Source organism: Brachybacterium epidermidis (genome assembly GCF_015209585.1).
GTDB lineage: Bacteria > Actinomycetota > Actinomycetes > Actinomycetales > Dermabacteraceae > Brachybacterium > Brachybacterium epidermidis.
On record NZ_JADEYR010000003.1, the window covers coordinates 75,645 to 101,205 of the forward strand.

Sequence of the window (25,561 nt, forward strand, 5' to 3'; positions counted from 1 at the left end):
TCGGGATCGTCGATCGTTCCCCGAGCGCACCCGCATCCACGAGCACCTGCTGCCGGGCCAGGACCTCCTGTTCGTGGACCGCGAGCTCGGCCCCCGGCAGCTGCGGCACCTGATCGGCCGCTGCCAGCTCGAGCCGGGCTACCTCTGGAAGCGCTTCGAGCAGCTCGAAGAGCAACGCGGCGAGGTCCAGGCGAAGCTCGACGCGCATCTGCCCGAGGGGCGCGAGCGCTCCCTGCAGCAGGCGGACCTCATCGCGGCGCTCGTGCGCGAGCGGTACGCCGCGCGGTGCTGATTGCCGGGTCGCGGGCGGTTCGCCGGTAAGCTCGGGCCCTGCCGTGGGGGACCGGGCGCGCGAGCACCGGTGCGTCCCCCGCCCTCGAGGACCGATCGCCCCGAGGGTCCATCGCCACCGAGAACTGAGGACCGTGAGAACCGATGACCGTGAGCGCTGACCCCGGAGCGACAGCGGCATCGGACCCGCATCCCCGCCGCGCCCCCGTTGAGGGCGCCGCTCGCGGCCTCGGACCACTGTGGCGCTGGGGCGCCGTGGTGAGCGTGGTGCTCGCCCTCACGCTCCACGTTGTCATCGCTTGGGGCGCCCGCACCCCCTCGTTCCCTTTCGACGAGATTGTGCTACTGCAGTACTCGAAGTTTCTCTCCGGCGCCGGCATGCCCACCCCGCCTCGCGGCGCCGGCTACTTCCCGGCGTGGAGCGCGATCATGGCCCCGATCTGGTGGTTCACCTCGAACCCCGCCGTCGCCTACCGGGTCGCGATCGGGCTCGGCGTGATCGCCGCGATCGTCACGATCTGGCCGCTGTCCCGCGCGATCACCCGCGTGGGCCTCAGCACGCCGCAGTCCGTCGTGGTCGCCTCGTTCGTCATGTCGATGCCCGCGCGTACCGTCCAGACCGGTTACGTCACCAGCGAGAAGCTGCTCTTCCTCGCCCTCGCCTGGACGGTCCTCGCGGCCCTGCGCCTCTGGGAGAAGCCCACGGTCCCGCGCGCGATCGTCTTCGCGATCGCCGCGGCCGTCCTCACCTCGACCCATTCTCGGGCAGTGGTGCTACTCATCGCGTGCGCGATCTGGCTGCTGTGCCTGGCGATCCGCTCGTGGAGGGCCTCGCTCGCGGGCCTCGTCGTGCTGCTCCCGATCGGCTACCTAGCCTTCTGGTCCGGCGGCCTGCTCAACCAGTATCTCGGCGGCGGCTTCAGCCAGGGCGAGAAGCTGCTGGGCAACCTCCTCGGCTCACGACCCTCGATCATCCTGCGCGTGGTTATTGGCCAGTCGTGGGAGCAGACGGTCGGATCGCTCGGGCTGGTCGTCGTGGGCCTCGTCGTCATGCTTGTGCTCGTGTGGCGTGAGCTGCGGCGAGAGCACGCGATCGGCCCCGTGTGCCTGATCGGCGCGATGCTGCTCGGCGTGGTGGTGCTGTCCGTCGGCCAGTGGTCCAACGAGACCGCCCTCTACCTCGCCTCCTGGCGCCGGCTCGACGCCTGGCTGTACGGGCGCTACCTCGACCCGGTGACCGCGCTGCTCGTCGCACTGGGCCTCGGCGCGGTCGTGCGGGGGCTGTCGCGCCGCGTGCTCGCCACAGCGCTCGTGCTCACAGCGGGCCTCGTTGGCGTGACCGTCCTGTGGCTCGCCCCGGACGCCCCCACGTGGGGCTATGTGACACCTGCGCATATCCCGGCCGTTATGCCCTGGTTCTCGACGCTGCCGACGGCGACCAGCGAGACCTGGCAGTGGGGCCTCATGCCGAGCCTCACCAACGAGAACCGCTTCTGGCTGCTCGCGAGCATCCCCGCCCTGCTGCTGCTCGCCGCGCTCACGGGCGCGGGTCGGCTGGGCCGTCGCGGCGGCGAGGTACTCGTCGCGGTGCTCATGGTCCTCGCGAGCGTCGGCACGATCGCCTCGACGCGCGCCACCGATCACTTCCAGCAGCTCGAGGGCGGCCGCCCGGTCCTGGCTGATGAGATCAACCGCCTCGAGGCCGAGCACGACGGCGAGCTCACGGTCGACTTCGACCGCTTCTGCACGCCCGGGCTCAGCAACAACGCCGTCGTCCAGAACAAACTCGCGTACTGGATCTCACCCACCACGATGGACGTGACCATGGATCGCAACACGTCCCAGGCGCAGATCGTCCTGGGCTGCGACATCTGGCCCGAGGGCAGTGCGAAGGGCGCGCGGATGATCAGCGGGGTGGAGAGTTACGGCTACCACGCATGGGTCATGCCGGGGCCGCTACTCGACGAGCTCGACGCCCAGGGCCGCCTGGAGCCGGTCGCGACGTCATGACCACCCCGATCAGCACCGCGGCGACGGTCACGACGGCGGCCGCGACCGCGAAGCCCACCAGCGGTAGCGCGAGGTCTGGGCGGAGCTCGGCCTGGCCCCGGGCCGCGGTGCGCGGTCGTCCGAGCAGGAACACGACGATCTGCCACCAGGCCGTCGCGGACCACGCGAGCACCAGGAGCGGCGCGGCCCGGCGAAGACCGCCGAGGCCCCAGGCGATCAGCAAGCAGGTCACGGAGAGGATCGGCAGCGAATAGCGGGGGAAGAGGTTCCCCGCCGCCGCGGAGACGTACACGAACTGCATCGTGATCAGGAGGCCGGAGACGGCCGCCAGCATCGCCACGCCCGCCAGGGCGACGGGCCGCTCGGCCGCCCCCGGGGTACGGGAGCCGTGCGGCGCGCTCCGCCCTCGGCGGGAGGCGGCGCCCAGCACGGTCGCGAGCACCGCACCGAGCAGGGCGGGAGCCGCGAGCAGAGCCCAGAGAGTCAGGCCGTCCGGGGTATTCCCCGGAGAGAAGATCCCGAGCAGCTTCGACCAGTAGACGGGATCCGCGGCCACCTCGAGCGGCGCCGGGGGAGAGGTGCGGCCCGTGTTCGCCTTCGCCCAATCGGGGTGCCCGCCGGCGACGGTCCCCGTCAGCCGCACGTTGCGCAGGTAGAACCAGCCCGTCGCCGCGATCATCGCGATCCCGATGAGCACGGGGCGCAGCAGCCATGAGCGGCGCGGGAGCGGGCCCGGCGCGAGGAGCCCCCGCAGCACCAGCGTGCCGAACACCACGGCGACGATCGGCACCAGCGCGAACCGGGTGGACGCAGCGGCCACGGCGGCGATCCCGAGCACCCACCACATGCCGCTCCGGGTGGCGAAGACGCCCGTACCCTCGCGTGGCAGGGTGATCAGCCGAAGGGCTGCACCGAGCACCACCGTGATCTCGAGGGCGGCCATGTTGTCGTTGTAGATCGCGCTGCCCACGCCCATGACCCAGGGAGAGGAGGCGGCGGTGAGACCCGCGATCCACGGGAGCCAGCGGCGGCCCCCGCAGAGCGGTCGCACGGCCCACATGACGGCGGCGCACAGCACGGCGGCGATCACGGTGTTGACCATGCGACCGGACATGCCGGCGAGGTACGGACTCCCTGAGTCGTACAGCGGCCCGACGACCGGCGCGAGCAGCACGTAGAACAACGGCGGGTGCTGGGAGGTCCACTGCACGGGCGGGCGGACGCCCCACGGCAACTCGACCTGAAGACCGTCCTCGAAGACCGGCAGGTCCCCGTGCCACACCTGCACCGCGTAATCGAAGTGGGCCATCTCGTCCCCCGAGGAGAACAGCGGGGTGAGGAGGCTGCGGGCCGTGGTCGCGGCGAGCACCATGATCACGATCCCCGAGGTCACGACGAAATCGAGCGGGCTGGGGCGACGCATGGAGGCTCCTCGTGACGTGGACGCGGCATGCCCAGCCTAGAGGGGCGGGCGTCGACCCCCGCTGGTGCGCGGGCTCACGCGGCCGGGGTGAGCGTCGTAACTGCTCGTCCCAGGTCGTTCTGGATACACTGACGCGGTTCCGCGCAGTGCCGGGGGCCTTCAGCGGAAGAGTCCGCGGGGCCCGGTCACGTCCACGACAAGGTGATGTCCCCATGAAGGTCTTCGTCCAGATCCCGTGCCTGAACGAGGAGCAGACGCTCCCGATGGTGCTCGACACGATCCCGAAGGAGCTGCCCGGCGTCGACTCCGTCGAGGTGCTCATCATCGATGACGGCTCCACCGACCGCACCATCGAGGTCGCCCAGGCCCACGGCGTCAAGCACATCGTGCGACATGCGAGGAACATGGGACTCGCGCGCTCCTTCCGCGACGGGGTCGACTACGCCCTCGCCCACGGCGCCGACATCGTCGTCAACACCGACGGCGACAACCAGTACAAGCAGGAGCGCATCGCCGACCTGGTCGCCCCCGTGATCGCAGGCGAGGCGGACATCGCGATCGCCGACCGTCAGACCAAGAAGATCGCGCACTTCTCACCGTTCAAGAAGGTCATGCAGCAGGTCGGCTCGCATGTGGTGAACCTCGCCGCGGAGACCGAGCTGCCCGACGCCGCCTCCGGCTTCCGCGCCTATTCCAAGGGCGCGCTGCTCCGCCTGAACGTCATCACGCAGTTCTCCTACTGCATGGAGACGATCATCCAGGCCGGCAACAAGCGCCTGCGGATCGCGTCGGTCCCGATCGACACGAACCCCAAGACCCGTGAGTCGCGGCTGTTCAACAACATCTTCCAGCACATGGCGAAGTCCGGGTCCGCGATCGTCCGCGCGTACCTGATGTTCAAGCCGCACCAGGTGCTGCTGTGGATCGCCATCGCGATGGGAGTGCTGGGCGCCATCCCGTTCGTGCGCTTCCTGTACTTCTTCGTGCAGGGCCAGGGCGGCGGCCACACCCAGTCCCTCGTCTTCGGCTCCACCCTGCTGATGTGCTCGTTCATGAGCCTGGTGCTCATGATCATCGCGGACCTGCAGCGCACCAACCGCACGCTCATCGAGGAGTCACTCGAACGTCTCAAGCGCCTCGAGTACGGAGATCCTGCTCTCGCCGCAGCACCCCTGCCTCGCGCTGGGGCACCCGTCGCGTCCTACGATCCGCACTCCGCCGGAGAGGCCCTTGTGCAGACGGCTTTCTTCGAACCTGCCTCACCGCAGGAGCGTCGAGGTCCCCACGCGTGAGTCGGCTCCTCGGCTTCGGCACCTTCGACGAGTCGGCCCATCCGCGCATCCGGGTGCTCCTGGAGGGGATGGCGGACCGCGGGTGGCAGGTCTCCCGCCTGAACCGCCCGCTCGGCTTCTCCACTGCTGAGCGGGTCGAGATGCTTCAGAAGCCATGGCGAGCCGGTCTTCTCGCCGCGCGCCTCGCCGATCGGTGGACACGCCTCGCGTTGGGCAGCCTGCGTTTCCGAGGCGCAGCCGCTCCTGACGCCGTGATGGTGGGGTACATGGGGCACTTCGACGTTCTTCTGGCGCGCCTCCTCTTTCCCCGGACCCCGATCGTCCTGGACCATCTGATCTTCGCCGCAGGGACGGCATCGGATCGGGGTGCGAAGGGAACGCTCCTGCTGAGCGCTCTCCGGCTCCTTGACCGGATCGCGCTCGGGGCGGCAGACGTGATCGTTGGGGACACCGCAGAGCATCAAGCCCGCCTCACCCCCGTTCAGCAAGAGCGTGCTGTCATCGCAGCCGTGGGCGCCCCCGAGGCATGGTTCGAGGTGGCCCATGGCCGTCGTTCTCAGGGCCCGTTGCGGATCGTGTTCTTCGGCCTGTTCACTCCGTTGCAGGGGACGCCGACGATCGCACGGGCACTGCGCCGTCTCCACGACCGTGATGTGCCGTTCCGCGCCACGTTGATCGGGTCAGGGCAGGACCACGCTGAGTGCCGCCGGATCCTCGAGGGCGTCGATGAGGTCCAGTGGGTCCCGTGGGTCGATGGGGCGGACCTGCCGGCGCTCGTGGCCGATCATGATGTCTGCCTGGGCATCACGGGCACGACCCCCAAGGCTGCCGATGTCGTGCCGAACAAGGTCTATCAGGGAATCGCCGCCCGCTGCGTCGACATCACCAGCGATACCGCACCGCAGCGCAGGGTCCTGGCTGATGCCGCGGTGCTCGTGCCAGCCGGTGACGACGACGCGATGGCTTCCGCGCTCCAGACGCTGGCGAACGACAGTTCCGCTCTCGACTCCGCGCGCGAGCGCTCGGAGCGAGCTCGGGACAGGTTCCGGCCCCACGAGGTCGTGGCCGATCTCGAGGCCAGACTGTGCGCGGTGCGCTGATGGGGCGGATTCTGGAGGTGCTGCGCTCCACGCCGGTTCGGGCAGGATTCCTTCTCCTGGCTCTCGGACTGGCCATCTGGGCGATCGCTGCACGCTGGGATGAGGTGGTGGATGCTCTGGGACGGACTGCGCCCTGGGCGGTCGGAGCGGCCCTGGTCCTGTCCCTCATCTATGTGCTCTTGACGATGATGGCGTGGAGGGCGGTTCTCGCGGACCTGGGCTCCCGATTGGCACCGTCCGCGACAGCATCCGTGTTCCTCGTCTCCCAGCTGGGCAAGTACGTGCCAGGCGGGGTGTGGAACATCGTGGCGGCCGCCGAAGGCGGGTCGGGTCACGATGGGCCTCGTCGTCGCTCCGTCTCAGCGATGGCTGTCGCGGTGCTGCTCTCTCTCGTCGGCGGTCTGCTGCTGGCCCTTGCCGTGGTGCCGTTCGCCCCCAGCGAGATCGCTGATCGCTTCGGTTGGGCCTTCGTCGCTCTGCCGGTGGTGGTCGCGGTGCTGATGCCCCCTGTGCTGAACCGCCTGCTCGGGATGCTCCTGCGGCTGACTCGACGTCCCCCTCTGGAGACTGCACTGACCTGGAGGGGGGTCGGTGAGGCACTGGCATGGACGCTGGCGTCATGGATCGCAGCCGGCGTGCAGGTCTGGGTACTGGCGGTCGGGGTGGGGATGACACCGGATGTTCCCACGTTGCTGCTGTGCATCGGCGGGTACGCGATGGCATGGAGCGTCGGCTTCCTCGTGATCTTCGTTCCGGCCGGGGCAGGCGTGCGCGAGGTGATCCTGGCGGTCGTCCTCGGAGGGAGCCTCGCCGCGGGGGGAGTGCTCGTCGTCGTCATCCTGTCGCGACTGGTGCTGACCATCGCTGATGTGGCCCTCGGCATGCTCGGGCTGGTTCTCGGCCGTCGGATGAGGCGCCGGCGCTCGACAGGGGCGTGAGCCGCAGAACGGCGGCCGAGCAGCCGCGTGGACGATGGCGCTCTCAGCGCTGGCTCAGGACCATGTCGACCTGGGCATCGCGTTGTTGGACACGAAGTGCTGGTGGGGCACGCTGGCCTCCTCGCAGGCCTGGACGAACGCGGCGATCCCCACCGCGTCGGTGGCGTACCGCTGCTGGGCGTTGATCCTCAGCATCGGGCCCCCGCCCAGGCGTGGCCGGGTCACTGGATCGTGCCGCTCGGGGTAGTTGGGGTGGGCGGCGTGCCCGGCATAGACCGAGAGCACCATCGAGCCCGCGAAGGCGCGTCGGCGCGTGGAGTCGGTTCCGCCGACGGCCTCGTGCATGCGCACCGGCACATCCTCCAGGAAGGGACCGCCCGCGCCGGAGCGGGTGGCGGAGCCCACCTCCTCGTGGTCGTTGGCGACCATCAGGGCGATGGGGGCGTCCGTGTCGCGGCGAGTGGAGGCCACGGTGATCAGGGCCTGCACCTCCGCGTGGACGGAGGAGAGGTTGTCCAGGCGCGCGGAGGCCAGGAACTCCTCGCTCGCACCGAGCAGGGCCGGCTCCTGCGCATCCATGGTCACCACGTCGAAGCCGACGATCTCGTCCACCCCGATGCGCCGGCCCTCGTGCTCACCGGCCCGCTCAGCCAGGACCTCCAGCACGTCCGCCGGGCCGATCCCCAGGATCGGCTGCATGTTCCGCTGCGGATCCGGCTTCAGTCCCTCGGCATTGACCCCGCGATCCAGATGGACGGCAAGCTGGGGGACGACGGTCGGGACATGACCTCGGTCCCGCAGCAGGGGCGGGGTGTCCACCAGCACCGTGGTGCCGTCGCGCAGGGCCAACTGCCCGGCCAGCCGCAGCTCGCGGCCCAGCCACGAGTTCAGCAGCGGACCCCCCGTAGATCTCCACGCCCACCTGCGAGAGCCCCTCCCCGCCGAGCTGCGGGTTCGGCTTGAGCTTCAGGGCCGGGGAGTGCGTGTGGGAGCCGACGATCCGCCAGCTGCTCTTGGCACCGGCACCTTCCGGGGCGGACTAGGCGATGACCGCGCCGTCGCGCACCACGTAGCGGGCGGTCATTCGGGGGTGTCATCCGGTCATTGAACCATCACCTCGGCGACCGGGGCCCGTACGAGTGCGATCCCCGCCTCAACAGGCGGTGACCTCGTACAGGTACGTGTCGCCGACCTGGTGGACGAGGTCGAAGCCGGGGGTGTGCTCCGTGATCCCCTCGTACCCCTCGAACCCGGAGACCTCGATGTCGTCGTCGTAGATCCGCAGCTCCTCGAGATCGAGGAAGTACAGGGGGCGGTCCTCGGGCAGCGTGCCGCAGATCTTCGGGTCGAAGGCTATGTGCTTGAAGTTGTCGTCGAGGTACCGCTCGGCCGGTGTCCGTGACAGCGTCATGTAGAGCCGGGACACCTCGCGCCCGGTGAAGGCGTACACGAGCCCGCCGCCCTCCCAGGGGTCCGAGATGACGTACGCGTCCCCCGGTACGTGCTCCGGCAGGTCCTCCAGCATCTCGAACTCCGTGGGGGACAGCATCTCGGAGCCGTCCCAGGTCCGGTAGGCCTCGGCTGCCGTGTAATAGCGTTGCCGCACCTCAGGATGGGACGAGACGTGCCAGGCGAGCACCGTGGACACGAGGACTCCGGCGACCGTGAGGATCACTGCGCGGGAACGGGGCGCGCTCGCTTCGCTGCTCGCAGCTCGGGACCCACCGCCGGCACGGCCCTCGGCACCGTCACCGCTCGCGGACCGGAGCGAGGCGGTCCGCTTCCGCCCCCGGCGCGAGGCCCACAGGCGCTCTGCCGCGTCCCACGTGCACTGCGCCCCCCATATGGCCAGGGGCACGGCCGTCACCGTGAGCATCGCCGCGGTGCGGAGACTGTCGCGGTACATGAACCCGGACAGCAGGTCGCGCCACCACGCGACCAGGACAGCCGAGGAGGCCCAGTACACGATCACGGGCCCCAGCATCGCCAGCAGCGGCAACCGATCCCGGCCCCGGCCGAACGCCGACCCGATCAGGCCTGCTGCGCTCAGCAAGGTGATCACGAGAAGCGTGTACCGCTCGATCGCGCCGCCGAGGAATGCCTCACCGAGAGCCTGCGGTGTGGACTGGAACGGCACCCAGGGAGCGGAGGCGGTGCTGGGGGCCAGACCTGCCCAGAGGATGAGGCTGCCGACCACCACAATAGCCAGCACCGCTGCACGCAGCTGAGCGGGACCGGGCATCTCCCTCACGCCGCGGATCGTCGCGGACAGCCGACCAGCCAGGGAGCTGGAGTTGCGCCCGTCCCCCTGACCCGTGCCCTCCCCCGGTTCCGGCGCGTTCGTCGGACCGGCCGGGTTCCTGGCCATGATCCTCGAGGCCCGGAGATGACGGACCAGCGCGACAGCGACGATCGGCAGGGCGATGATCAGAGCCGACAGCGCTGCACTGGGGTGGGCGATGCCCACTCCCACCCCCGTGAGTCCGATGAGGCCAGCTGTGCGCACAGGACTTCGCAGAAGCTCCGGGTCGAGTGCCAGGTGGATGAACAGCGCCGCCATGGCAGGGGCGACTGCCAGCCCCAGGATCGTCGGGTAGACGAGGCCCCAGTCCAGCAGTACCGCGGGGTAGCCGGCGAAGGCCAGGCTCAGCGGCCCGGTGATGAGCCTGGCCAGGGTGCCGGGGCGGGCCAGGACCTCCACCAGCAGCCAGATGGACCACGGCCACACGACCAGCATCGTCACCAGCGTCAGGGCATGCACGGCTGACTGGAGCTCCAGACTGCTGAGCTGCTGGACCAGTGCTGCTGCGCTGTGCCAGCCGTTGGGGTAGATCGAGCCCCGCAGCAGCGCACCGGTGTCGAACGGGGTTGCCTGACCGGTGCGCGTGATGGCGGAGATGGCATTGAGATGGAACGCGTTGTCGTACCGCTGTGCGATCGTCGTGGGCTCCACGAAGGCGGTCAGGAACAGCGGTGTCATGAACAGCCATGCGATCGTCTGGCCCATCAGGTACTGGCCGGCGGCGAGTGCGGGCAGCGGAGACCACCGCGGGATCCGACGGCCCCAGGGGGTGGCCCACCGCAGCAGCGCGACGACCCCCACGGCCAGCGTCGTGGCGATCACCAACCAGTCGACGCCCCACCACGAGTCCGCGAGCCGGGCCAGCAGACCTGAGAGGAGGACGAGGGCGAGAGAGACCGGTGGAGCCGCGACCAGCGCGGTCGGCCAGTGGACCCGCCAGCACAGCAGCCCCGCCGCGCCTGGTGCGATAAGCAGCACGAGGGCGACGATCACGCCGGGGATCACATCGGTCCACATATCGGGGTCATCCTGTCATGCGGGGCAGGCGGAGCTCACGCGTCGAGAGCACCGGCCAGCACATCAGTGAGCGCCCTCTCGACGAAGAGCCGGCTGAGGTGGTTGTCGTCCATGTACACGTAGGTGTCGCCGAGGATCGGTGAGCAGCGCCCGTTCGGACACACGTGCTCGGTTGCGTCGATCACGGTGACCGACGCGGCATCGTCGGCGGGCGCATCGGAGGGGCCCGCGCCACCGCGCAGCCCGGCCAGTGATGCGGCCGGGTTCTCGGCTGCGAGCTTCTCCTCCACGTCCGCGCCGCACGCGAGATCGGCATCGGCAGGGGTGCCGCCCGCGACGATCTCTTTCTCCGCGCACTCGTACTGATCCTGCGACCAGCGTGGGGTGTCCCGCATGGCGATCACGTCGATGCCGCGGTCCAGCAGCATCTGCACGGCTGTGTCCATGCTGGCGTGCATGGCGTCCTGCGATGAATCGGGCGCGCTGCGCGTGACCGTCGTCAGCACTGTGCTCGGTTCGACCTGGTCGACATACTTCAGCACGTACTCGTCGTATCCGTTGCAGTACTCGCTGCGTTCGGCACCGGCTTGGAACGCACAGCCGTCCATCGCGAGGTTCACGATCTGGACATCGCGCTCCTGGGCCCAGGGGATCAGAGCGGGGATGAACTGGCGAGCGTGCGAGCTTCCCACCACCACGATGGTCTCCTCGGCGGTGGCGTCCCCGGGAAGCAGCTGCTGGCAGGTCACGTTGTGGAACGGCTCTGGGGGCGCCCATGGCCCGGCGCAGGCGTGGGGAAGGTTGGGCCACTGCTCTCCCAGCTGCCAGCCGAAGGGCCGGATCACCGGTGCGGTGTCGGTGACGACCTCGTCGGTCGGCAGCGCGGGGCCGGCCGAGGCCACCGGCTGCTGAGGGGTGCTCATGGTCAGTGTCAGCCACCATCCGCCGGCGGCGCCGAGTACCAGTGCGATGCTGGCAGCCACCGCTGTCAGGGCGCGCCAGGGGCGGGCCTCCAGCCAGGCGGAGCGACGGATGGGGGCGTCGACCAGGCGTGTCAGCAGCCAGGCGAGCACGCCTGAGGCGAACAGGACGACCAGCCCGTCGAGGAGACCGGCACGTTCCTGGCCGCTGCGGTGCAGCCACAGCACCAGCAGCGGCCAGTGCACCAGGTACAGCGCGTAGGAGATGTCGCCGATGAATGCAGCGGGCCGGGTGGACAGCAGCCGGTCCACGCCCCAGCGGGTGCCGGTATGTCCGGCGATGACGACGGCTGCGGCGCCGGTGAGCGGCCAGATCGCGATCCAGCCGGGGAACACCGAGGAGACGTTGAGCAGGATGCCGCAGGCGAGCAGAGCGATGAGACCGGCCCAGCCGAGCATGGCCCGCTGCGTGCCGAAGCGCGGCGCGGTCGCGTCCTCGGGGCGACGGGCGCCGGTGTGATGGTCGATCCACGGCAGAGCGAGGGCGAGCATCGAGCCTGCGGCGAATTCCCAGAGGCGGGCTCCGGTGTCGAAGTAGGCCACGGGCTGGTTGCTCGCGGTCTCGATGATCGACCAGGTCAGCGAGGCCGCGACGATCAGCGCCATCAGGCCCAGCAGTGGGCGGCGCACCGCTTTCCCGCGGCGGGCGAGCGGCACAGCCAGCAGGAACAGCAGCGGCCACAGCAGGAACGCCTGCCCCTGCACGCTCAGCGACCACAAGTGCTGCAGCGGCGAGGAGGCCCCGGCGTCGCGTGCCTGGTAGTCGACCTCCTGGAACACCAGCAGGACGTTCTGCACATAGCCGATGGACGCGGCGGACTGCTGCATGACCGTCGGCCAGATCGAAGGCGGCAGCAGCCACCAGGTGGCCACCAGTGTGGCGAGGATGGTGACCGCGGCTGGGGGCAGCAGGCGCTTGAAGGTGTGCAGCCAGTAGCGCGGCACAGCGAGCGGGCGCCCGGCGTCCAGACGGCGCACGAAGGTGCCGGTGAGGAAGAAGGCCGAGAGGAACAGGAACACGTCCACACCGCCGGAGACCCGGCCGAGCCAGATGTGGTACACCGCCACCAGCATCAGCGCCAGGGCGCGCAGCCCGTGCAGCTCCCGACGGAACACGGGGCGCTCCGGGTGGGTCTTCCGCGCGCCGGTGCCTCCCCGGTGGCCCGCAGGTGCCGCCGACGTCGCCTCGGCCTCCTGCGCGGCACCGTGAGCGAGCGCGGTGCCCAGCGGTGCGGCGGTGCCCTGCTCGATCGTGGCCCCGCGGTGCTGGCGGTCCGGGTGGCCGGTCACGGACTCCGCGGTGGACCAGGCGTCCTCCGCGGACTGCTCCATGTGGTCCTCGAGCGGGCCCTGCAGCCAGTCGTCGAGCGAGGAGGCCGGCACCGGCCCCTGGGTCCAGTCCTCCAGCCGGGAAGGTGCCATCGAGCGTGCGGCGGCCGCACCGGCGGGCGGCGCGGATCGCTCCGGGCTGCTGTCAGTCCCCACGGCGGGCTGGACCCACGGGTCCTCGCCGATGGGCTCGGCGCGGCGGGCGTGCGGGGTCGGCTGATCACCAGGCGAGCTGATCGTGATCTCCTTCCGCTCTCCCGCTCCCATGCTCCGTCACGGCTCTCCGAGGTTCCGGACAGCAGGCGCTGCCGTGCGGCGCGCCGGGCGCACTGCGGAGGATCCTATGCGAGAGCACCCCACCGGTGACCATGGATGGAACCGCGATCACAGGGCACCGCGGGTGGCTCATGGGAGCATGGGAGGGTGAACGAACTGCCTGCCGACGTCGGCTTCGAGGTCACCGCCCGCCATGGCGAGAAGGCCCGCGCCGGCGTGATCTCCACGCCCCACGGTCCGATCGCCACGCCCGCCTTCATCCCGGTGGGCACCAAGGCCACCGTCAAGGCGGTGCTGCCGGAGACCATGGGTGAGCTGGGAGCGCAGGCCCTGCTGGCCAACGCCTACCACCTGTACCTCCAGCCCGGTCACGACCTGGTGGACGAGGCCGGGGGACTGGGCGCCTTCATGAACTGGCCCGGCCCCACCTACACCGACTCCGGCGGCTTCCAGGTGATGAGCCTGGGCGCCGGGTTCAAGAAGGTGCTCTCCAGCGAGTTCGCCGGCGGCTCCAGCGCCCGCACCTCCACCGGGGAGGACGACGCCGTCGCGGAGGGCAAAGAGCGACTGGCCCACGTCGACGACGACGGCGTCACCTTCCGCTCCTTCATCAACGGCGACGTGCACCGCTTCACCCCTGAGATCTCCATGCAGATCCAGCACGGACTGGGGGCCGACATCATGTTCGCCTTCGACGAGCTGACCACGCTGATGAACTCCCGCGGCTACCAGGAGAAAGCGCTGGAGCGCACCCGGCTGTGGGCGATCCGCTGCCTGGCCGAGCACACCCGTCTCACCGCCGAGCGCACCCATCGGCCCTACCAGCAGCTGTGGGGTGTGATCCAGGGTGCCCAGTACGAGGACCTGCGCCGGCAGGCCGCCCGCGACCTGGGCGGCATGGACGTGGACGGCCAGGTGTTCGACGGCTTCGGCATCGGCGGGGCGCTGGAGAAGGAGAACCTGGGCACCATCGTCGGGTGGGTCACCGACGAGCTGCCCGAGGACCGGCCCCGCCACCTGTTGGGCATCAGCGAGGTGGACGACCTGTTCACCGCAGTCGCGGCCGGGGCCGACACCTTCGACTGCGTCTCCCCCTCACGCGTGGCCCGCAACAGCGCCGTGTACACCCGGAAGGGCCGGGTGAACCTCACCGGCGCCCGCTACCGCCGCCAGTTCGCACCCATCGACGAGACCTGCGACTGCTACACCTGCACCCACTACACCGCCGCGTATGTCCACCACCTGTTCCGGGCAAAGGAGATGCTGTCCAGCACCCTGTGCACCATCCACAACGAGCGGTTCGTGGTGCGCCTGGTGGATGAGATCCGCGCCTCCATCGCCGACGGGGACTTCGAGGCCCTGCGCGAGCAGCGCACCGCCGACTACTACGGCTCCCCGCGCTGAGGTCCCCGTGGCCGCCCCCGATGACGAACCCCCGAGGTTCGAGCTGCTGCAGTTCGAGCTGCCCGAGTCGCCGGAGCACGAGGACACGACCGGCGCGGAGCCTCCGCGCGAGGACCCGCCCCTGGATGCCACCACCGCCCTCGGTGCTGCCGTCACGCTGCTGGCGCTGGCAGCCCTGAGCGCCCTGCTGGGGCAGCACTTCCTGTGGGGATGGCTGCGCATCCTGGCCGGGGTGCTGGGTGGTGCGGGGGTCGGTGCGGCCCTGCTGATGGTGCTGCACCGGCGCCGCTGGGTGCTGGCCGGGATCGCAGCGGCCCTGCTGGCACTGGTCCTCACCGTCCCCGCAGTGCTCTCCGCCCGCGCCGCGCCACTGGCCTCCATCGCCCTCGCCTCGATCCCCGCGCTGGCCGACGACGACCGCGTCACCTCTCTCCCGATCCAGGACAGCCCGGTGCTGGTGCAGCGCGCCGACGGCTCAGGGGAACTCCTGCGCGGCAGCCGGGTCGACGAGATCCCCGCGCAGGCGGGGGAGATCCTGGCCCTGAGCGCCGAGGGCACCCGCCTGCTGCGGGTCACCGGCACCACCGGTGAGGCCGAGGGTCCCACCACCACCGTGCTCGACCTGCCCCCCGACACGGTCCCTGTGCCTCTGACCGCACTGGACGGGGCACCGATGGCCCTGGCCGGAGACCTGCTGGTGCTGCGGACCTGCACCGAGGGCACCTGCCGCATCAGCGGCCACGACCTGAGCCTCGCGTCGGATGGCAGCACCGCGGTCCCCGCCCTGTGGACGATCTCCGACGGCACCCAGAGCGATCCCGGTGCTGTGCGCGGAGCAGATCCTGCCGGGATCCCCCTGCCGGCCACGGGCGCGCAGCCTGCCGGCCTGCTCGATGCCCTGCGCAGCACCGGGATCCTGCCGGAGATCGCCCTGGTCCACGACCCCGCACAGGGATGGGTGCAGCTGGACCCCGCCACCGGCTTCCCCCAGGGCCAGGTCCTGGCCCGGCCCGAACAGGACTGCCGGATCGCCTCCACCGCCGCGCCCCCTGGGCCGCCGTCGCTGCAGGAACCGGGAGCTGTGGTGCTCACGGTGTGCAGCCAGGACGACGGCGCGATGACCGCCACCGCCCACCGCGACGGATCAGTGCTGTGGACGTCCGAACCGTCCCCGGCCGGCGAGTGGATGGTGACCCTGGACCAGGGCAGGGTCCTCGCCGCCGGCACCGAGCAGGGGAGCGAGGTGAGCGGCGAGATCGTCGCTGGGGAGGCGCAGTCCGCCTGGACCGCTCCCGGCGGCTCCGTGCTCCAGCAGGCCTCGGCCCTCACCTCCCGGATCGGCATCGACGGGGCCCGCATGGTGGTCACCAATGATGCGGGCCAGCTGGTCGCCTACGACACCGCCGACGGGGAGAACACCTGGACCTCGGCCGTCCACGACGAAGCGGCTGCCGCGCAGGGCGTCCCGGGGGTGCGCGGCGTGCTCGGTGCCGGATCCGCGGTGGTGCTCGACCCGGCGGTGCGCACGGCACCGCTGGATGCCCGGGACGCGCGCCGGCTGCGCATCTTCGATGCGGCCACCGGTGAAGTGAGGATCGAGGTCGTGGTGGAGGGGGACCTCGAGCCCGTGGCGGCCGTGGGTGTCGGTGCCGCACTGGTCACCGAGGGCGACCGCACCCTGCTGCTGAGCCGCTGAGCCGCTGAGCCGCTGAGCCGCTGAGCCGCTGAGCTGCTGGGCCGCTGACGCCGGGCGAGGCCGCATGCAGAACCGGCCGCCCCCAGGGGACGGCCGGTTCGGCTGCGAGGTCGACGGGGTCGGGATCCCGTCAGGCGCTCAGCGCGCCTGCGGAGCTCTGCTTGACCCAGCGGCGGGCCATCATCGCGCCCACGATCAGGGCCACCGCGATCAGCAGCCCGCGGCCGATCTCCAGCACCAGGACCACCAGAGCCCACACGCCGACGCTCGTCGGATCGGTGGAGGCGCCCACCGCGATCATGTAGATCACCTGGACGATCCAGTACAGGATCACCGCCAGCACGATCGCGCCGACGACGATGAGCGCACCGATGCGGCCACGACCACGCGCCTGGACGGCGACGATGATCGCGACCACGAGCAGCGCCAGCGACACCACTCCGTTCAGCAGCAGCATGAGCAGTGCGACGATCCCTCCGCCGAGGGCCGTCACCCCCATGGTGTCGCCTCCGCCTGCCGACGAGGCGCCGATGGCGAATCCGGCGACGGCGCCCACGATGTACTGGGCGAGCCGGACCGTCACCACAGCGATCGCGAGGATCAGCAGCCACTTGGTCAGCTTGTCCAGCGTCGAGGGGGCGGTGGCCGGTGCACTGGGAGCTGCTCCCGCGGCGCCGGGGTAGCCCGCCGGAGCCGACGCCGGGGATCCGTACCCGCCCGGGGCCGGCGCAGGGGAGCCGTACGCCGGCGCGGGCGAAGCACCCGGTGCCTGCCCCCACTGCTGCTGGTCAGCCGGGGCCGCGCTGCTGCCACCGGGCTGGCCCCAGCTCTGCTGCTCAGGCTGGTGCCCCCAGCTCTGCTGCTCAGGCTGCTGCCCCACCCCTGCTGCTGGTCCCCCTGGCCGGCGGGCTGCTGGCCGTACGGGTCCATCGGATTGTTCTGCTGTCCGTACCCCTGAGTCATGACTCTCCTCGATCGTGGCGATGGCGCGGTGACGCCCCGCGACAGGCTATCTGTCGCGGGGCGCCAGCGGTCACGCGCCGACCCATCGTGACCGAAGGGTTTCCCCGAGGTCGCCGTCCGGCGGTCCGCTGTGCGTCAGCCGTTCACCGGCCGCAGGCGGAAGGTGAAGGTCTCCTCCCGCGCCGTGAGCACGTACGTGTCCAGCGGGATCGGGCCGCAGGCCGCGGATCCCACGCCGTGCATCGCCGCCGTCAGCGTGACCCAGGTGCGACCGTCCGGCCGCAGCGCGCCGTCGTGCAGGCGCAGGTCCAGCTCCGCCGTGGACCAGGGCCGCACCGCCAGGCCCAGGCCGTCCGGTGCCTGCAGCTCTAGTCCTGCGCCATCACCACTCAGCGCGGCACGCACCACATCGGCGCGATTGCCGTTCTCCTGCGGGAACACATACGGGACCTGGAGATCGGCCAGCGTGGAGCGCCAGGTGCCGAAGGTGGTCCCACCCCCGGTGTCCGGGTAGGACTCGTGGGGGCCGTAGCCCTGGTACTCCACCTCGTCCAGGCCGCCCGGCAGCGACAGGGTCCAGCCGATCCGCGGCAGTGGCAGGTCCGCCGGCCAGAAGTCCACCGGGGTGATGGTCACCTCGGCCTCGACCTCCGTGGCCGTGCCCCGCCAGCGCTCGGTCACCTCGGCCCCGAGCTTGGAGCCGTCCAGCCCCAGGCGCGTGCGCACCACCAGCTGATCGCCCTCGACCGTCACCTCGATCAGGCGGCGACGGGCATGGTCCAGCCCGATGCGCTTCCATCGCGCCTCCAGCGGGTAGCGGGTGCGGGCGCGCTCGTTGTCCACCGGGGCGCGGTACAGGTCCGCGTAGGCGTGCTCGACGTCCATCGAGCCCAGCTCCACCAGGCGGCCCAGGTCGTCGAAGCGGGCCGGGCCCAGTTGCCAGGAGCCGTCCTCACCGTGCTCGGGGGCGACGGCCCCCTCGAAGGCGGGCACCGCGGCGCGGCGGTGCACGGCATCCACGTGGTCGGCAGCGACCACGATGTGATCGGCCGGGACCGGGCCCACCGCCTCGCGGGTCAGCAGGCGCACCGTGGTGACATAGCCCTCGCCGGTGGGGAGGGCGACCTCAGCGCTGTGGCCGGCAGCGAGCTCGGGCAGCTCCAGCTGCTGCCACGTCTCCTGGCCGTCCAGCGAGACCTCTGCGCGCAGACCGCTGAGGTCCGAGAACGCGTAGCGGTTGTGGATGCGCACCGAGCCGCGCGTGACCTCCAGCCCCACCGGGGAGTAGTGGTGCTTGGCGTCCAGCAGGGCAGGGGAGGGGGTGCGGTCCGGCAGCACCAGGCCGTCGGCCACGAAGTTGGCGTCATGCAGGCGCTCCCCGAAGTCACCGCCGTAGCCGTAGATGCGGTTGCCCTCGGCGTCGGTGGTCTCCAGGCCGTGGTCGATCCACTCCCAGATGAACCCGCCGTGCAGCGCCGGGTACCGGTGGGTCAGCTCCATGTACTCCTTGAGGGAGCCGGCCCCGTTGCCCATCGCATGGGCGTACTCGATCCACAGGAACGGCTTGGACAGTGCCGGGGCCGGGTCCTCGGCGGTGCCGAAGCCATCGTCGGGAGCATCCACACCCAGGTGACGCAGCATGCTCACCAGCTTCGCGCGGTACTCCTCGGAGAGCTCGCGCCGACCGATCTGCTCTGTCTCGTCGACCGTGCTGTACATCAGCGAGAACACGTCGGACTGGTCGCAGCGGTAGTCCTGCTCGTAGATCACCGGGTGGGTGGGGTCCACCTCGCGCACCGCCGCGATCATCGCGTCGGTCACCACGCCGGTGGCGGCCTCGTTGCCGATCGACCACATCACGATCGAGGCGTGGTTGCGGTCGCGCAGCACGAAGCGCTCGCTGCGCTCGACCAGCAGCTCCTCGTACATGGTGTTGTCGGCCGGGCGCTCCGCGGCGCCGGTGGGGTCCTCGCCCCAGGTGGAGTCGGCGTGGAAGCCGTGGGTCTCGAAGTCGCCCTCGCAGATCACGTACAGGCCGGCCTCGTCGCACACCTCCAGGAAGCGCTGGTGGGGCGGGTAGTGGGAGGTGCGCACGGCATTGAGGTTGTGCTGCTTCATCAGCGCCACGTCCAGGTCCTGGTTCCCCAGGTGCTGGGTGCGGCCCACGACCGGATCGGTCTCGTGGCGGTTCACCCCGCGGAACACGATGCGCTCGCCGTTGACCCGGAAGATCTCGCCGTCCACCTCGATGCGGCGGAAGCCCAACCGCAGCGTGACCGTCTCGGCACCGGTGGAGACCGTCGCCTCGTACAGGTGCGGATCCTCCGCGGACCACGGCCGCACCTGCCCGGCGTCGATCTCGGTGCCGGAGGAGGTGGACAGGCCCAGACCGGGCACCTCCACGGCGGCGTCGATCTCGGAGCCGTCCGCGTCGTAGGCGGTCACGCGCAGGGTGCCCGCGCCCGTGGCGGGATCGAAGTCGGCCACGGTGGCGAGGTCGTGGATGCCGCCAGCCGGTCGCAGCAGCAGGTCCACACTGCGGAAGATCCCGGAGGCCCACCACATGTCCTGGTCCTCGACGTAGGTGTTCACGGACCACTGCACCACGCGCACGTCCAGCTGGTGCTCGCCCGGGCCGGAGAGGGCCTCGGTGACGTCGAACTCCTGGGTGAGCCTCGAGCCGGTGGTCACACCGATCTCCTGGCCATCGATCCACACCATTGCCGCGGAGTCCACGCCCTGGAAGCGCAGCAGGACGCGCGCACCCTCCTCGAGGGCCGAGGACCAGTCGGCGGGCACGGCGACGGAACGGGTGTAGTGCCCGGTGGGGTTCTCGTCGGGCACGTAGGGGTGGTCGCGGGGGATGGGGTAGATGACGTTGGTGTACTGGGGTGCGCCGTAGCCCTGCAGCTGCCACAGGCCGGGCACCTCGATGGGGGCGCGCTCGCCCAGGTCCGAGCCGTCGGCCCGGGTTCCGTAGCGGAAGTCCCAGGTGCCGTCGAGGCTCAACTCGGGGGCGTCGCTGTGCAGGTGGGCGCGCCCGCGCAGACGGTTCCTCCCGGCGGGCAGCTCCTCCCACCAGTGATCGGTCAGGGCGGTGGCGGGGATGGTGATGCCGGTACCGGTGGCGGCGGCGGACGGTGACGGGGTGGTCATCGATGCTCTTCCTCGAGTGGTCCTGGACTGTGGGATCAGGGACTCCCGGCCCGGCGACGTCGCGGTGGATCGACCGTCGTGGACGGCCCGGACCGGTGCAGCCGAACAGGGTTCGTGAACGTTCCCGAAACAGGCTACCGCCCCACGTCCGGCCGCGCACCCCGGATGTCCCGAGGCCCCCGCGCCACGTGCCCGATCCGGGTGCATCCGCGGCAGACGCCCCTTCTCGCACCCGCCCCACACGGTTACGGGTGAGTACCTTCCACGATCTGGAAGCCAGGCGCCCGGTGCTGGAGCCGTCGCGCGGCGAGGGAGGCCGGCACCCGGTCCGGGGCCTGGCCCCGGTGCGGGAACTGCCGCCCGGTGCACGGAGCCCGGTTCAGGGCCGCACCGGTAGACTCGCCCCTCGTGACCACGCCTGAGCCGAACCGGTGGCCCTCGCCCCGCGCCGCCGCGGTGGTGGCCCGCAAGGAGAACTACGAGCAGCTGCGGCGCCTGAGCACCTGGCGCCTGCTGGCCGCCACCAAGGCGCCCGCTGTCCTGGCCATCCTGCAGTCCGTGTTCCCCGCCGGTGACCGTCGACTGCCGCGCAGCGAGCTGGTGGCCCGCGTGGGCACCCACCTCGCGCTGCTGCACGACGACGAGCCGGAGCCCAGCACCGGCCGCACCGGCCGCACCGGCCGCACCGCGCCGGAGTACGTCGACGGCTGGGTGCGCGAGGGCTACCTGACCCGCCGCGACGATCCCGCGCAGACCGAGACCACCTTCGAGCCCTCCCCGGCCACGATCGACGCGATCCAGTTCATCGCCTCGCTCGAGGAGCACCGGCCCACCACCACCCAGTCCCGCCTGCAGCTGGTGGTCCAGCAGTTCGACCGCCTCGCGCAGGAGACCGAGACTGACCGGGACGTGCGCCTGGCCGATCTGCAGCGTCGGCGCGAGCGCATCGAGCAGGAGATCCGCGACCTCGCCGAGGGCGAGCTGATGCTGCCGAGCGCCGAGGCCTCCCTGGACCGCCTGCGCGATGTGCTGCAGATCGCCGCCGACCTCTCCGGCGATTTCCTGCAGTACCGAGAGGACCTGCGGGCCGTGGACCTGCACCTGCGCGAGCAGATCCTCTCCCCGGAGGGATCACGCGGCGAGGTGCTCGAACAGCTGCTGGCCGGTGACGACCTGCTGGGGCAGTCCAGCGTGGGCCGCACCTTCACCGCGTTCTTCCGGATGCTCAACGACCCCGTCCAGACCCGCACCGCCCAGGAGCTGGTGGACCGCCTGCTCTCGCGAGACTTCGCCCGGGCCCTCAGCCGCGAGGAGCGCGAGCGCCTGGCCAACGTGTTCTCGGATCTCTACGAGCCGGCCCAGGAGGTGCTGGACGTCAAGACCGAGCTGTACCGCTCGCTGGCCCGATTCGTGCGCTCCCAGGACTTCCGCCAGCACCGGGTGCTGCTGGAGGCGCTGCAGGAGGCGCAGGGCGTGGCCCTCGCACAGAAGGACGAGGTCTCCACCCGCACCCCGTTCCCGCTGGAGCTGGACCTGTCGCGGGTACAGATGTCCTCTGTGGCGCAGCACCGGCTGAAGGACCCCACCGATCCCGGGGCGCCCGCCGAGGCCGAGGTGCACGACGTCACCGCGCTGAGCGTGGAGGTGCTCGAGGACCTGGTGCGGGTCAACGACATCGACATCGTGGGCCTGACCGGGCGGGTGAACGACGTGCGCGGCTCGGCCGGGCAGGCATCGATCGGGGACGTGCTGCGCTCCCATCCGGCAGACCAGGGCCTGGCCAGCATCATTGGCCTGATGTTCCTGGCCACGCAGTACGCGCAGGAGCGCGAGGGTTCGACCGAGCTGGTGGGCTGGCGGGAGCTCGACGGTCGCGACTACGCCGCGAAGGTCCCCGCCTACTACTTCCTGGACGACGTCCCGGCGCAGTGACCGGGGTGGTCATCGACCCCTGAGGGCTCTGCGCAGCTGCTCCTGGGCCTCCGGCTGCAGATCCTCGCTGGGCTCCGGCCATCCGGGGATCTGCTGCAGGTGCGAGTTGCGCTCGGGTGAGAGCCTTCCCGGCGGCAGGGCCTGGGCGAGGATCGCGTCGGCCGGTGCCGCCCCGGCGTCCTGCATGGCCGTGGCGATGCTGCGGATCAGGCGTTCGGCACCGCCGGTCACACTCATGATCTCCGTGGTCCCGCCGAGGTGCCGGGTCATCTGGTTCTCGCTGAGCTGACCCCCGCTCAGGTCACCGGCGCGACGAGCGCGGAAGGTGATGCCGTGCCGGGAGCCCCGGTTGACCCGGCCAGCGGTCATCAGTGCTGGGATGCGGGCCGAGCGCAGGAAGGCGCTCAGGTTGCTCCATGCTCGGATCGTGCTGATGTCGATGTCCTGGAACAGGTACACGCTCCGGGTGAATCCTGGCAGGAACGACCCAGTGACGATCGCCCGGTCGGTCACATGGATGCGGAACGAGGCGAGAACCCACAGCAGCGGCAGCGTGGCGAACCGGGCTCACCCGAGAGCCGGCCCGGCGGCAGCGCCCACTCATGTGGTCGCTCCTTCCTCCCCCAGCTCCGCCAGATGGGGCTCGGCCCGCTCGCGCAGCACCTCCACATCGACCCCGTACTCCTTCATCCGACAGCCCAAGCCGTTGGGCTTGACCTCGATGCCCTCCTGCTGCCAGTGGGGCAGGGCCCGTCCCAGCAGGGGGTGGTCCCCCGAGGCGCTGGTGACCCGCCACCACGGCACCCCGGATCCCCACTCGCGCATGATGCGACCCACCAGGCGCGGCCCCACCCCGGCGATCGCTCCGACCTCCCCGTAGGCGACCACTCTGCCGGGCGGCACCTGCTCCACCACCCGCAGCACGCGCTCCACGGTGATCTCGTCCATCCGGGCTCGCGGTGCGGCAGGCATGCCCGAAGTCTGGCACGAGCGTCACCGGATCCGGCAGGGGCTTCAGCTCGTCATACTCCGACATCATGGGTTCTGCTTATGGCAGTCATAAGTTAGCGTCGGGCCCCATGATCATCACCGGACTTCTCCTCGGCGCCGCGCTGGGCTACGTGCTCCAGCGCTCACGCTTCTGCGTCACCGGCGCCTTCCGTGACCTCTACCTGGCTCGATCCACCCGCTACTTCACGCCGTTCCTGCTGGCCATCGCCATCCAGGCGGTCGGTGTCGCAGCGCTCACCGGCATCGGCGTGATCGCTCCGGAGCCCGCCTCCTTCGCCCCCCTGGCCGTGATCGGAGGCGGCCTGCTGTTCGGCGTGGGCATCGTCCTGGCGGGCGGCTGCGCCACGGGCACCTACTACCGAGCGGCAGAGGGCCTGGTGGGCTCGTGGATCGCCCTGATCTTCTACGCCCTGTTCGCCGCGGTCATGAAGTACGGGCCGCTGGGCGGCTTCACCGAGGCCGCTCGCTCGCGCACGGTGGGCGATGCGACCGTGCACGAGACCCTGGGAGTGAGCGTGTGGGTGCCCACCGTCGTGTTCGCCGGGATCGTGGGTGCGCTCGTCGTGCGCGAACTGCGCCGCAGCAGCGGCAGGAAGGTCGCTGCCCTGCCGCCGCGCCGCACGGGCCTGGGCCACTACCTCGCCGACATCCCGTGGAGCCCGTGGGTGGGCGGCGTGCTGCTGGGCCTGATCGCCATCGCCGCCTGGGTGCTGTCCACGGCCGCCGGCCGCAACGGCGGCCTGGGGATCACCACCCCGTCGGCCAAGGCGGTCACCTTCCTCACCACCGGGGATGCGACGCTCGTTGACTGGTCGGTGATGCTGGTGCTGGGAATCCTGGTGGGCTCCTTCGCCGCCGCCAAGCTCTCCGGCGAGTTCCGCTGGCGCACCCCGGACTCGGCCACCATCCTGCGCAGCGCCGGAGGCGGCGTGGTGATGGGCATCGGAGCCGCGCTCGCCGGCGGCTGCACCATCGGCAACTCCCTGGTGGAGACCAGCCTGTTCAGCTACCAGGGCTGGGTGTCACTGGTGGCGATCATGGCCGGCACCTGGGCAGCGGCCTGGTTCCTGCTGGTACGGCCCCAGCGCGCAGCCCGCGGCACCGCTCGACCCGCCCCTGTTCTCAGCCCGGTCGCCTGAGCCGCTCTGCAGCTCTGGATCCGACCGGTGGCATCTCAAGGACCGCTGGATCGAACCCCACCCCTGAAAGGACACCCCATGGCCACCTACACCCTCGAGACCAACGGGGCCGTGTGCCCCTTCCCCCTCATCGATGCCAAGCAGGCCATCGCGCAGCTCGATGCCGGTGACGACCTCGTGATCGGCTTCGACTGCACCCAGGCCACCGAATCCATCCCGCAGTGGGCTGCCGACGCCGGCCACGACGTGGTCGCCTTCGACCGCACCGGCGATGCCGGCTGGACCATCACCGTGCGCAAGGGCAGCTGAGAGCGGGCGCCCTGCACGGCACCTGATTGCAGCCGCTCCTGACGGCCGACGGGCCGGGAACCGATCATCGGTTCCCGGCCCGTCGCTGTGGCGGCTGCGGTCGGATCAGATCCGACGGTCGGTGCCGTCCTCGGGGCGGTGCTGCTGGTCGGCCTCCCGGATCACGTCGCCGCGCTCGTCGGCGCCACCGTCGCGCTGCTGGAACTGGCCCTCGTCGCCGTAGCCGTCCTGCTGGAACTGGCCCTGCTGCTGGTGGCCGTCCTCGCGCGCGGCACGGCGGCCGTGCTCCGAGCCCGTGGGGACCGTTCCGTCCGCATCGCGGTTGCTGTCCGGCCCGGGATGCTCGACATGCGAGCCCGCGTGGGATCCGTCGTGGTGCCCGTCGCGCAGGTCGCCGCGGTCACCGTGGTGCTCGCGGTCATCACGCACACCATCGTGGTCCCGGTCTCGCCCCACGCCGTCGCGATCGTCGCGGCGGTCATGGTCATCGCGGATGCCGTCCCGGTCCCGGTCATGGGCGGCCGCAGCGCCGGCGGCACCTGCACCGGTGGCACCCGCACCTCGGCGGTCAGAAGCGCCGCCGGGGTCGAGGCGGTCCGCCTCCTGGAGCTGCTCGTCGAGGTGACGACGCTGCTTGTCGGCGTCCACGCGCTGCTGCTCGGCAGCCTTGGCCTTCTTCTCCGCGTCGAGGCGTGCGCGATCGGCCTCGATCTGGGACTCGCGAGCCTGCAGGTCCCGCTCCTCAGCGGCGGTGCGATCCTTGTCCGCCTGCTGTCGCAGTTCGTCGGCACGGCGTCGATCCTGCTCGCGCTGACGCTCCTCCTCGGCACGCTTCCGCTTCGAAGCAGCCATGGCCAGGAGTGCGATCAGCAGAAGCAGGAGCAGCACGCCCACCACGATGGCGATGATGACGCCTGTCGATAATGATTCCATGTCGGTCTCCTTGCGTCCGGGTCCGCGGCCCTGACGGTGCCGCGGGGTCCTGCTGTCGTT

The 25,561-nt window shown here is 70.9% G+C and carries 19 protein-coding genes and 1 pseudogene; 10 read left to right on the plus strand and 10 right to left on the minus strand.

Going from position 1 to position 25,561, the window contains the following annotated elements:
• The first annotated feature begins 73 nt into the window (after window positions 1-73).
• Both IOE58_RS04580 and IOE58_RS04585 read left to right on the plus strand, forming a co-directional pair.
• Window positions 74-292 (plus strand): hypothetical protein, encoded by a 219-nt coding sequence (locus tag IOE58_RS04580; protein WP_193865241.1) that lies wholly within the window; start codon window positions 74-76, stop codon window positions 290-292.
• 257 nt (window positions 293-549) lie between these two features.
• Entirely contained in the window at window positions 550-2,301 is a 1,752-nt protein-coding gene (locus tag IOE58_RS04585) for a hypothetical protein (protein ID WP_193865242.1), read from the plus strand.
• Here the strand turns inward: IOE58_RS04585 and IOE58_RS04590 are convergent.
• On the minus strand, window positions 2,234-3,724 hold the full coding sequence (locus IOE58_RS04590; protein WP_193865243.1) for a hypothetical protein: 1,491 nt from the start codon (window positions 3,722-3,724) through the stop codon (window positions 2,234-2,236). The two genes, IOE58_RS04585 and IOE58_RS04590, sit on opposite strands and share 68 nt — an antisense overlap.
• Before the next feature lie 212 nt (window positions 3,725-3,936).
• Between IOE58_RS04590 and IOE58_RS04595 the strand changes: the two genes are divergently transcribed.
• From IOE58_RS04595 to IOE58_RS04605, 3 genes are all read left to right on the plus strand, one after another.
• Window positions 3,937-5,016: a glycosyltransferase family 2 protein gene (locus IOE58_RS04595; RefSeq protein WP_193865244.1), complete on the plus strand. Its 1,080-nt coding sequence runs from the start codon at window positions 3,937-3,939 to the stop codon at window positions 5,014-5,016.
• Between the two features lie 266 nt (window positions 5,017-5,282).
• A complete protein-coding gene (locus IOE58_RS04600) occupies window positions 5,283-6,116 on the plus strand; it encodes a glycosyltransferase (RefSeq protein ID WP_228018933.1) in 834 nt (277 codons plus the stop codon).
• On the plus strand, window positions 6,116-7,054 hold the full coding sequence (locus IOE58_RS04605) for a lysylphosphatidylglycerol synthase domain-containing protein (RefSeq protein ID WP_193865245.1): 939 nt from the start codon (window positions 6,116-6,118) through the stop codon (window positions 7,052-7,054). The genes IOE58_RS04600 and IOE58_RS04605 overlap by 1 nt, the downstream gene beginning before the upstream one ends.
• Before the next feature lie 54 nt (window positions 7,055-7,108).
• Here the strand turns inward: IOE58_RS04605 and IOE58_RS04610 are convergent, their stop codons facing one another.
• The 4 genes and pseudogenes from IOE58_RS04610 to IOE58_RS04620 all read right to left on the minus strand — a co-directional run bounded on the left by IOE58_RS04610 (window position 7,109) and on the right by IOE58_RS04620 (window position 12,949).
• Window positions 7,109-7,903 carry a zinc-binding metallopeptidase family protein gene (locus tag IOE58_RS04610; RefSeq protein ID WP_250646990.1) on the minus strand — a complete coding sequence of 265 codons (795 nt, stop codon included), beginning with the start codon at window positions 7,901-7,903 and terminating at the stop codon, window positions 7,109-7,111.
• Window positions 7,904-8,003: 100 nt separating this feature from the next.
• A pseudogene (locus tag IOE58_RS14755) lies at window positions 8,004-8,054 on the minus strand (hypothetical protein); the annotation flags it as partial.
• A gap of 153 nt (window positions 8,055-8,207) precedes the next feature.
• The gene (locus tag IOE58_RS04615) at window positions 8,208-10,373 is read right to left on the minus strand and encodes a DUF6541 family protein (RefSeq protein WP_193865246.1); all 2,166 of its coding nucleotides are present in this window, start codon (window positions 10,371-10,373) and stop codon (window positions 8,208-8,210) included.
• Window positions 10,374-10,408: 35 nt separating this feature from the next.
• Window positions 10,409-12,949 carry an acyltransferase family protein gene (locus IOE58_RS04620; RefSeq protein WP_228018935.1) on the minus strand — a complete coding sequence of 847 codons (2,541 nt, stop codon included), beginning with the start codon at window positions 12,947-12,949 and terminating at the stop codon, window positions 10,409-10,411.
• 156 nt (window positions 12,950-13,105) lie between these two features.
• Between IOE58_RS04620 and tgt the strand changes: the two genes are divergently transcribed.
• Together tgt and IOE58_RS04630 are read left to right on the plus strand one after the other, a co-directional pair.
• Window positions 13,106-14,362 carry a tRNA guanosine(34) transglycosylase Tgt gene (gene tgt / locus IOE58_RS04625; RefSeq protein ID WP_396121475.1) on the plus strand — a complete coding sequence of 419 codons (1,257 nt, stop codon included), beginning with the start codon at window positions 13,106-13,108 and terminating at the stop codon, window positions 14,360-14,362.
• 7 nt (window positions 14,363-14,369) lie between these two features.
• Window positions 14,370-16,058 (plus strand): outer membrane protein assembly factor BamB family protein, encoded by a 1,689-nt coding sequence (locus tag IOE58_RS04630; RefSeq protein ID WP_348981869.1) that lies wholly within the window; start codon window positions 14,370-14,372, stop codon window positions 16,056-16,058.
• A gap of 130 nt (window positions 16,059-16,188) precedes the next feature.
• On the opposite strand, the gene IOE58_RS04635 is transcribed toward IOE58_RS04630, so the two are convergent.
• Both IOE58_RS04635 and IOE58_RS04640 read right to left on the minus strand, forming a co-directional pair.
• Entirely contained in the window at window positions 16,189-16,938 is a 750-nt protein-coding gene (locus IOE58_RS04635) for a hypothetical protein (RefSeq protein WP_193865248.1), read from the minus strand.
• A 218-nt stretch (window positions 16,939-17,156) separates the two neighbouring features.
• Window positions 17,157-20,177: a glycoside hydrolase family 2 TIM barrel-domain containing protein gene (locus IOE58_RS04640; RefSeq protein WP_193865249.1), complete on the minus strand. Its 3,021-nt coding sequence runs from the start codon at window positions 20,175-20,177 to the stop codon at window positions 17,157-17,159.
• 408 nt (window positions 20,178-20,585) lie between these two features.
• Between IOE58_RS04640 and IOE58_RS04645 the strand changes: the two genes are divergently transcribed.
• Window positions 20,586-22,109, plus strand: coding sequence for a DUF3375 family protein (locus IOE58_RS04645; protein ID WP_193865250.1), 1,524 nt, complete (start codon window positions 20,586-20,588; stop codon window positions 22,107-22,109).
• Window positions 22,110-22,118: 9 nt separating this feature from the next.
• Here the strand turns inward: IOE58_RS04645 and IOE58_RS04650 are convergent, their stop codons facing one another.
• Both IOE58_RS04650 and IOE58_RS04655 read right to left on the minus strand, forming a co-directional pair.
• Window positions 22,119-22,568, minus strand: coding sequence for a hypothetical protein (locus IOE58_RS04650; RefSeq protein WP_193865251.1), 450 nt, complete (start codon window positions 22,566-22,568; stop codon window positions 22,119-22,121).
• Between the two features lie 141 nt (window positions 22,569-22,709).
• Window positions 22,710-23,081, minus strand: a complete 372-nt coding sequence (locus IOE58_RS04655) for an MGMT family protein (protein ID WP_396121476.1) — start codon at window positions 23,079-23,081, stop codon at window positions 22,710-22,712.
• 107 nt (window positions 23,082-23,188) lie between these two features.
• Between IOE58_RS04655 and IOE58_RS04660 the strand changes: the two genes are divergently transcribed.
• Window positions 23,189-24,259 (plus strand): YeeE/YedE family protein, encoded by a 1,071-nt coding sequence (locus IOE58_RS04660; RefSeq protein WP_193865252.1) that lies wholly within the window; start codon window positions 23,189-23,191, stop codon window positions 24,257-24,259.
• 78 nt (window positions 24,260-24,337) lie between these two features.
• On the plus strand, window positions 24,338-24,568 hold the full coding sequence (locus IOE58_RS04665; RefSeq protein ID WP_193865253.1) for a sulfurtransferase TusA family protein: 231 nt from the start codon (window positions 24,338-24,340) through the stop codon (window positions 24,566-24,568).
• A 105-nt stretch (window positions 24,569-24,673) separates the two neighbouring features.
• On the opposite strand, the gene IOE58_RS04670 is transcribed toward IOE58_RS04665, so the two are convergent.
• On the minus strand, window positions 24,674-25,501 hold the full coding sequence (locus IOE58_RS04670; protein ID WP_193865254.1) for a hypothetical protein: 828 nt from the start codon (window positions 25,499-25,501) through the stop codon (window positions 24,674-24,676).
• Between the last annotated feature and the right edge of the window lie 60 nt (window positions 25,502-25,561).

Excerpts from the sequence above, each read along its gene's own strand:
- IOE58_RS04590 (WP_193865243.1), bottom strand. The coding sequence starts at position 3,724 with ATGCGTCGCCCCAGCCCGCTCGATTTCGTCGTGACCTCGGGGATCGTG.
- IOE58_RS04595 (WP_193865244.1), top strand. The coding sequence starts at position 3,937 with ATGAAGGTCTTCGTCCAGATCCCGTGCCTGAACGAGGAGCAGACGCTC.
- IOE58_RS04600 (WP_228018933.1), top strand. The coding sequence starts at position 5,283 with ATGGGGCACTTCGACGTTCTTCTGGCGCGCCTCCTCTTTCCCCGGACC.
- IOE58_RS04605 (WP_193865245.1), top strand. The coding sequence starts at position 6,116 with ATGGGGCGGATTCTGGAGGTGCTGCGCTCCACGCCGGTTCGGGCAGGA.
- IOE58_RS04615 (WP_193865246.1), bottom strand. The coding sequence starts at position 10,373 with ATGTGGACCGATGTGATCCCCGGCGTGATCGTCGCCCTCGTGCTGCTT.
- IOE58_RS04620 (WP_228018935.1), bottom strand. The coding sequence starts at position 12,949 with ATGGGAGCGGGAGAGCGGAAGGAGATCACGATCAGCTCGCCTGGTGAT.
- IOE58_RS04640 (WP_193865249.1), bottom strand. The coding sequence starts at position 20,177 with ATGACCACCCCGTCACCGTCCGCCGCCGCCACCGGTACCGGCATCACC.
- IOE58_RS04655 (WP_396121476.1), bottom strand. The coding sequence starts at position 23,081 with ATGCCTGCCGCACCGCGAGCCCGGATGGACGAGATCACCGTGGAGCGC.
- IOE58_RS04660 (WP_193865252.1), top strand. The coding sequence starts at position 23,189 with ATGATCATCACCGGACTTCTCCTCGGCGCCGCGCTGGGCTACGTGCTC.
- IOE58_RS04665 (WP_193865253.1), top strand. The coding sequence starts at position 24,338 with ATGGCCACCTACACCCTCGAGACCAACGGGGCCGTGTGCCCCTTCCCC.
- IOE58_RS04670 (WP_193865254.1), bottom strand. The coding sequence starts at position 25,501 with ATGGAATCATTATCGACAGGCGTCATCATCGCCATCGTGGTGGGCGTG.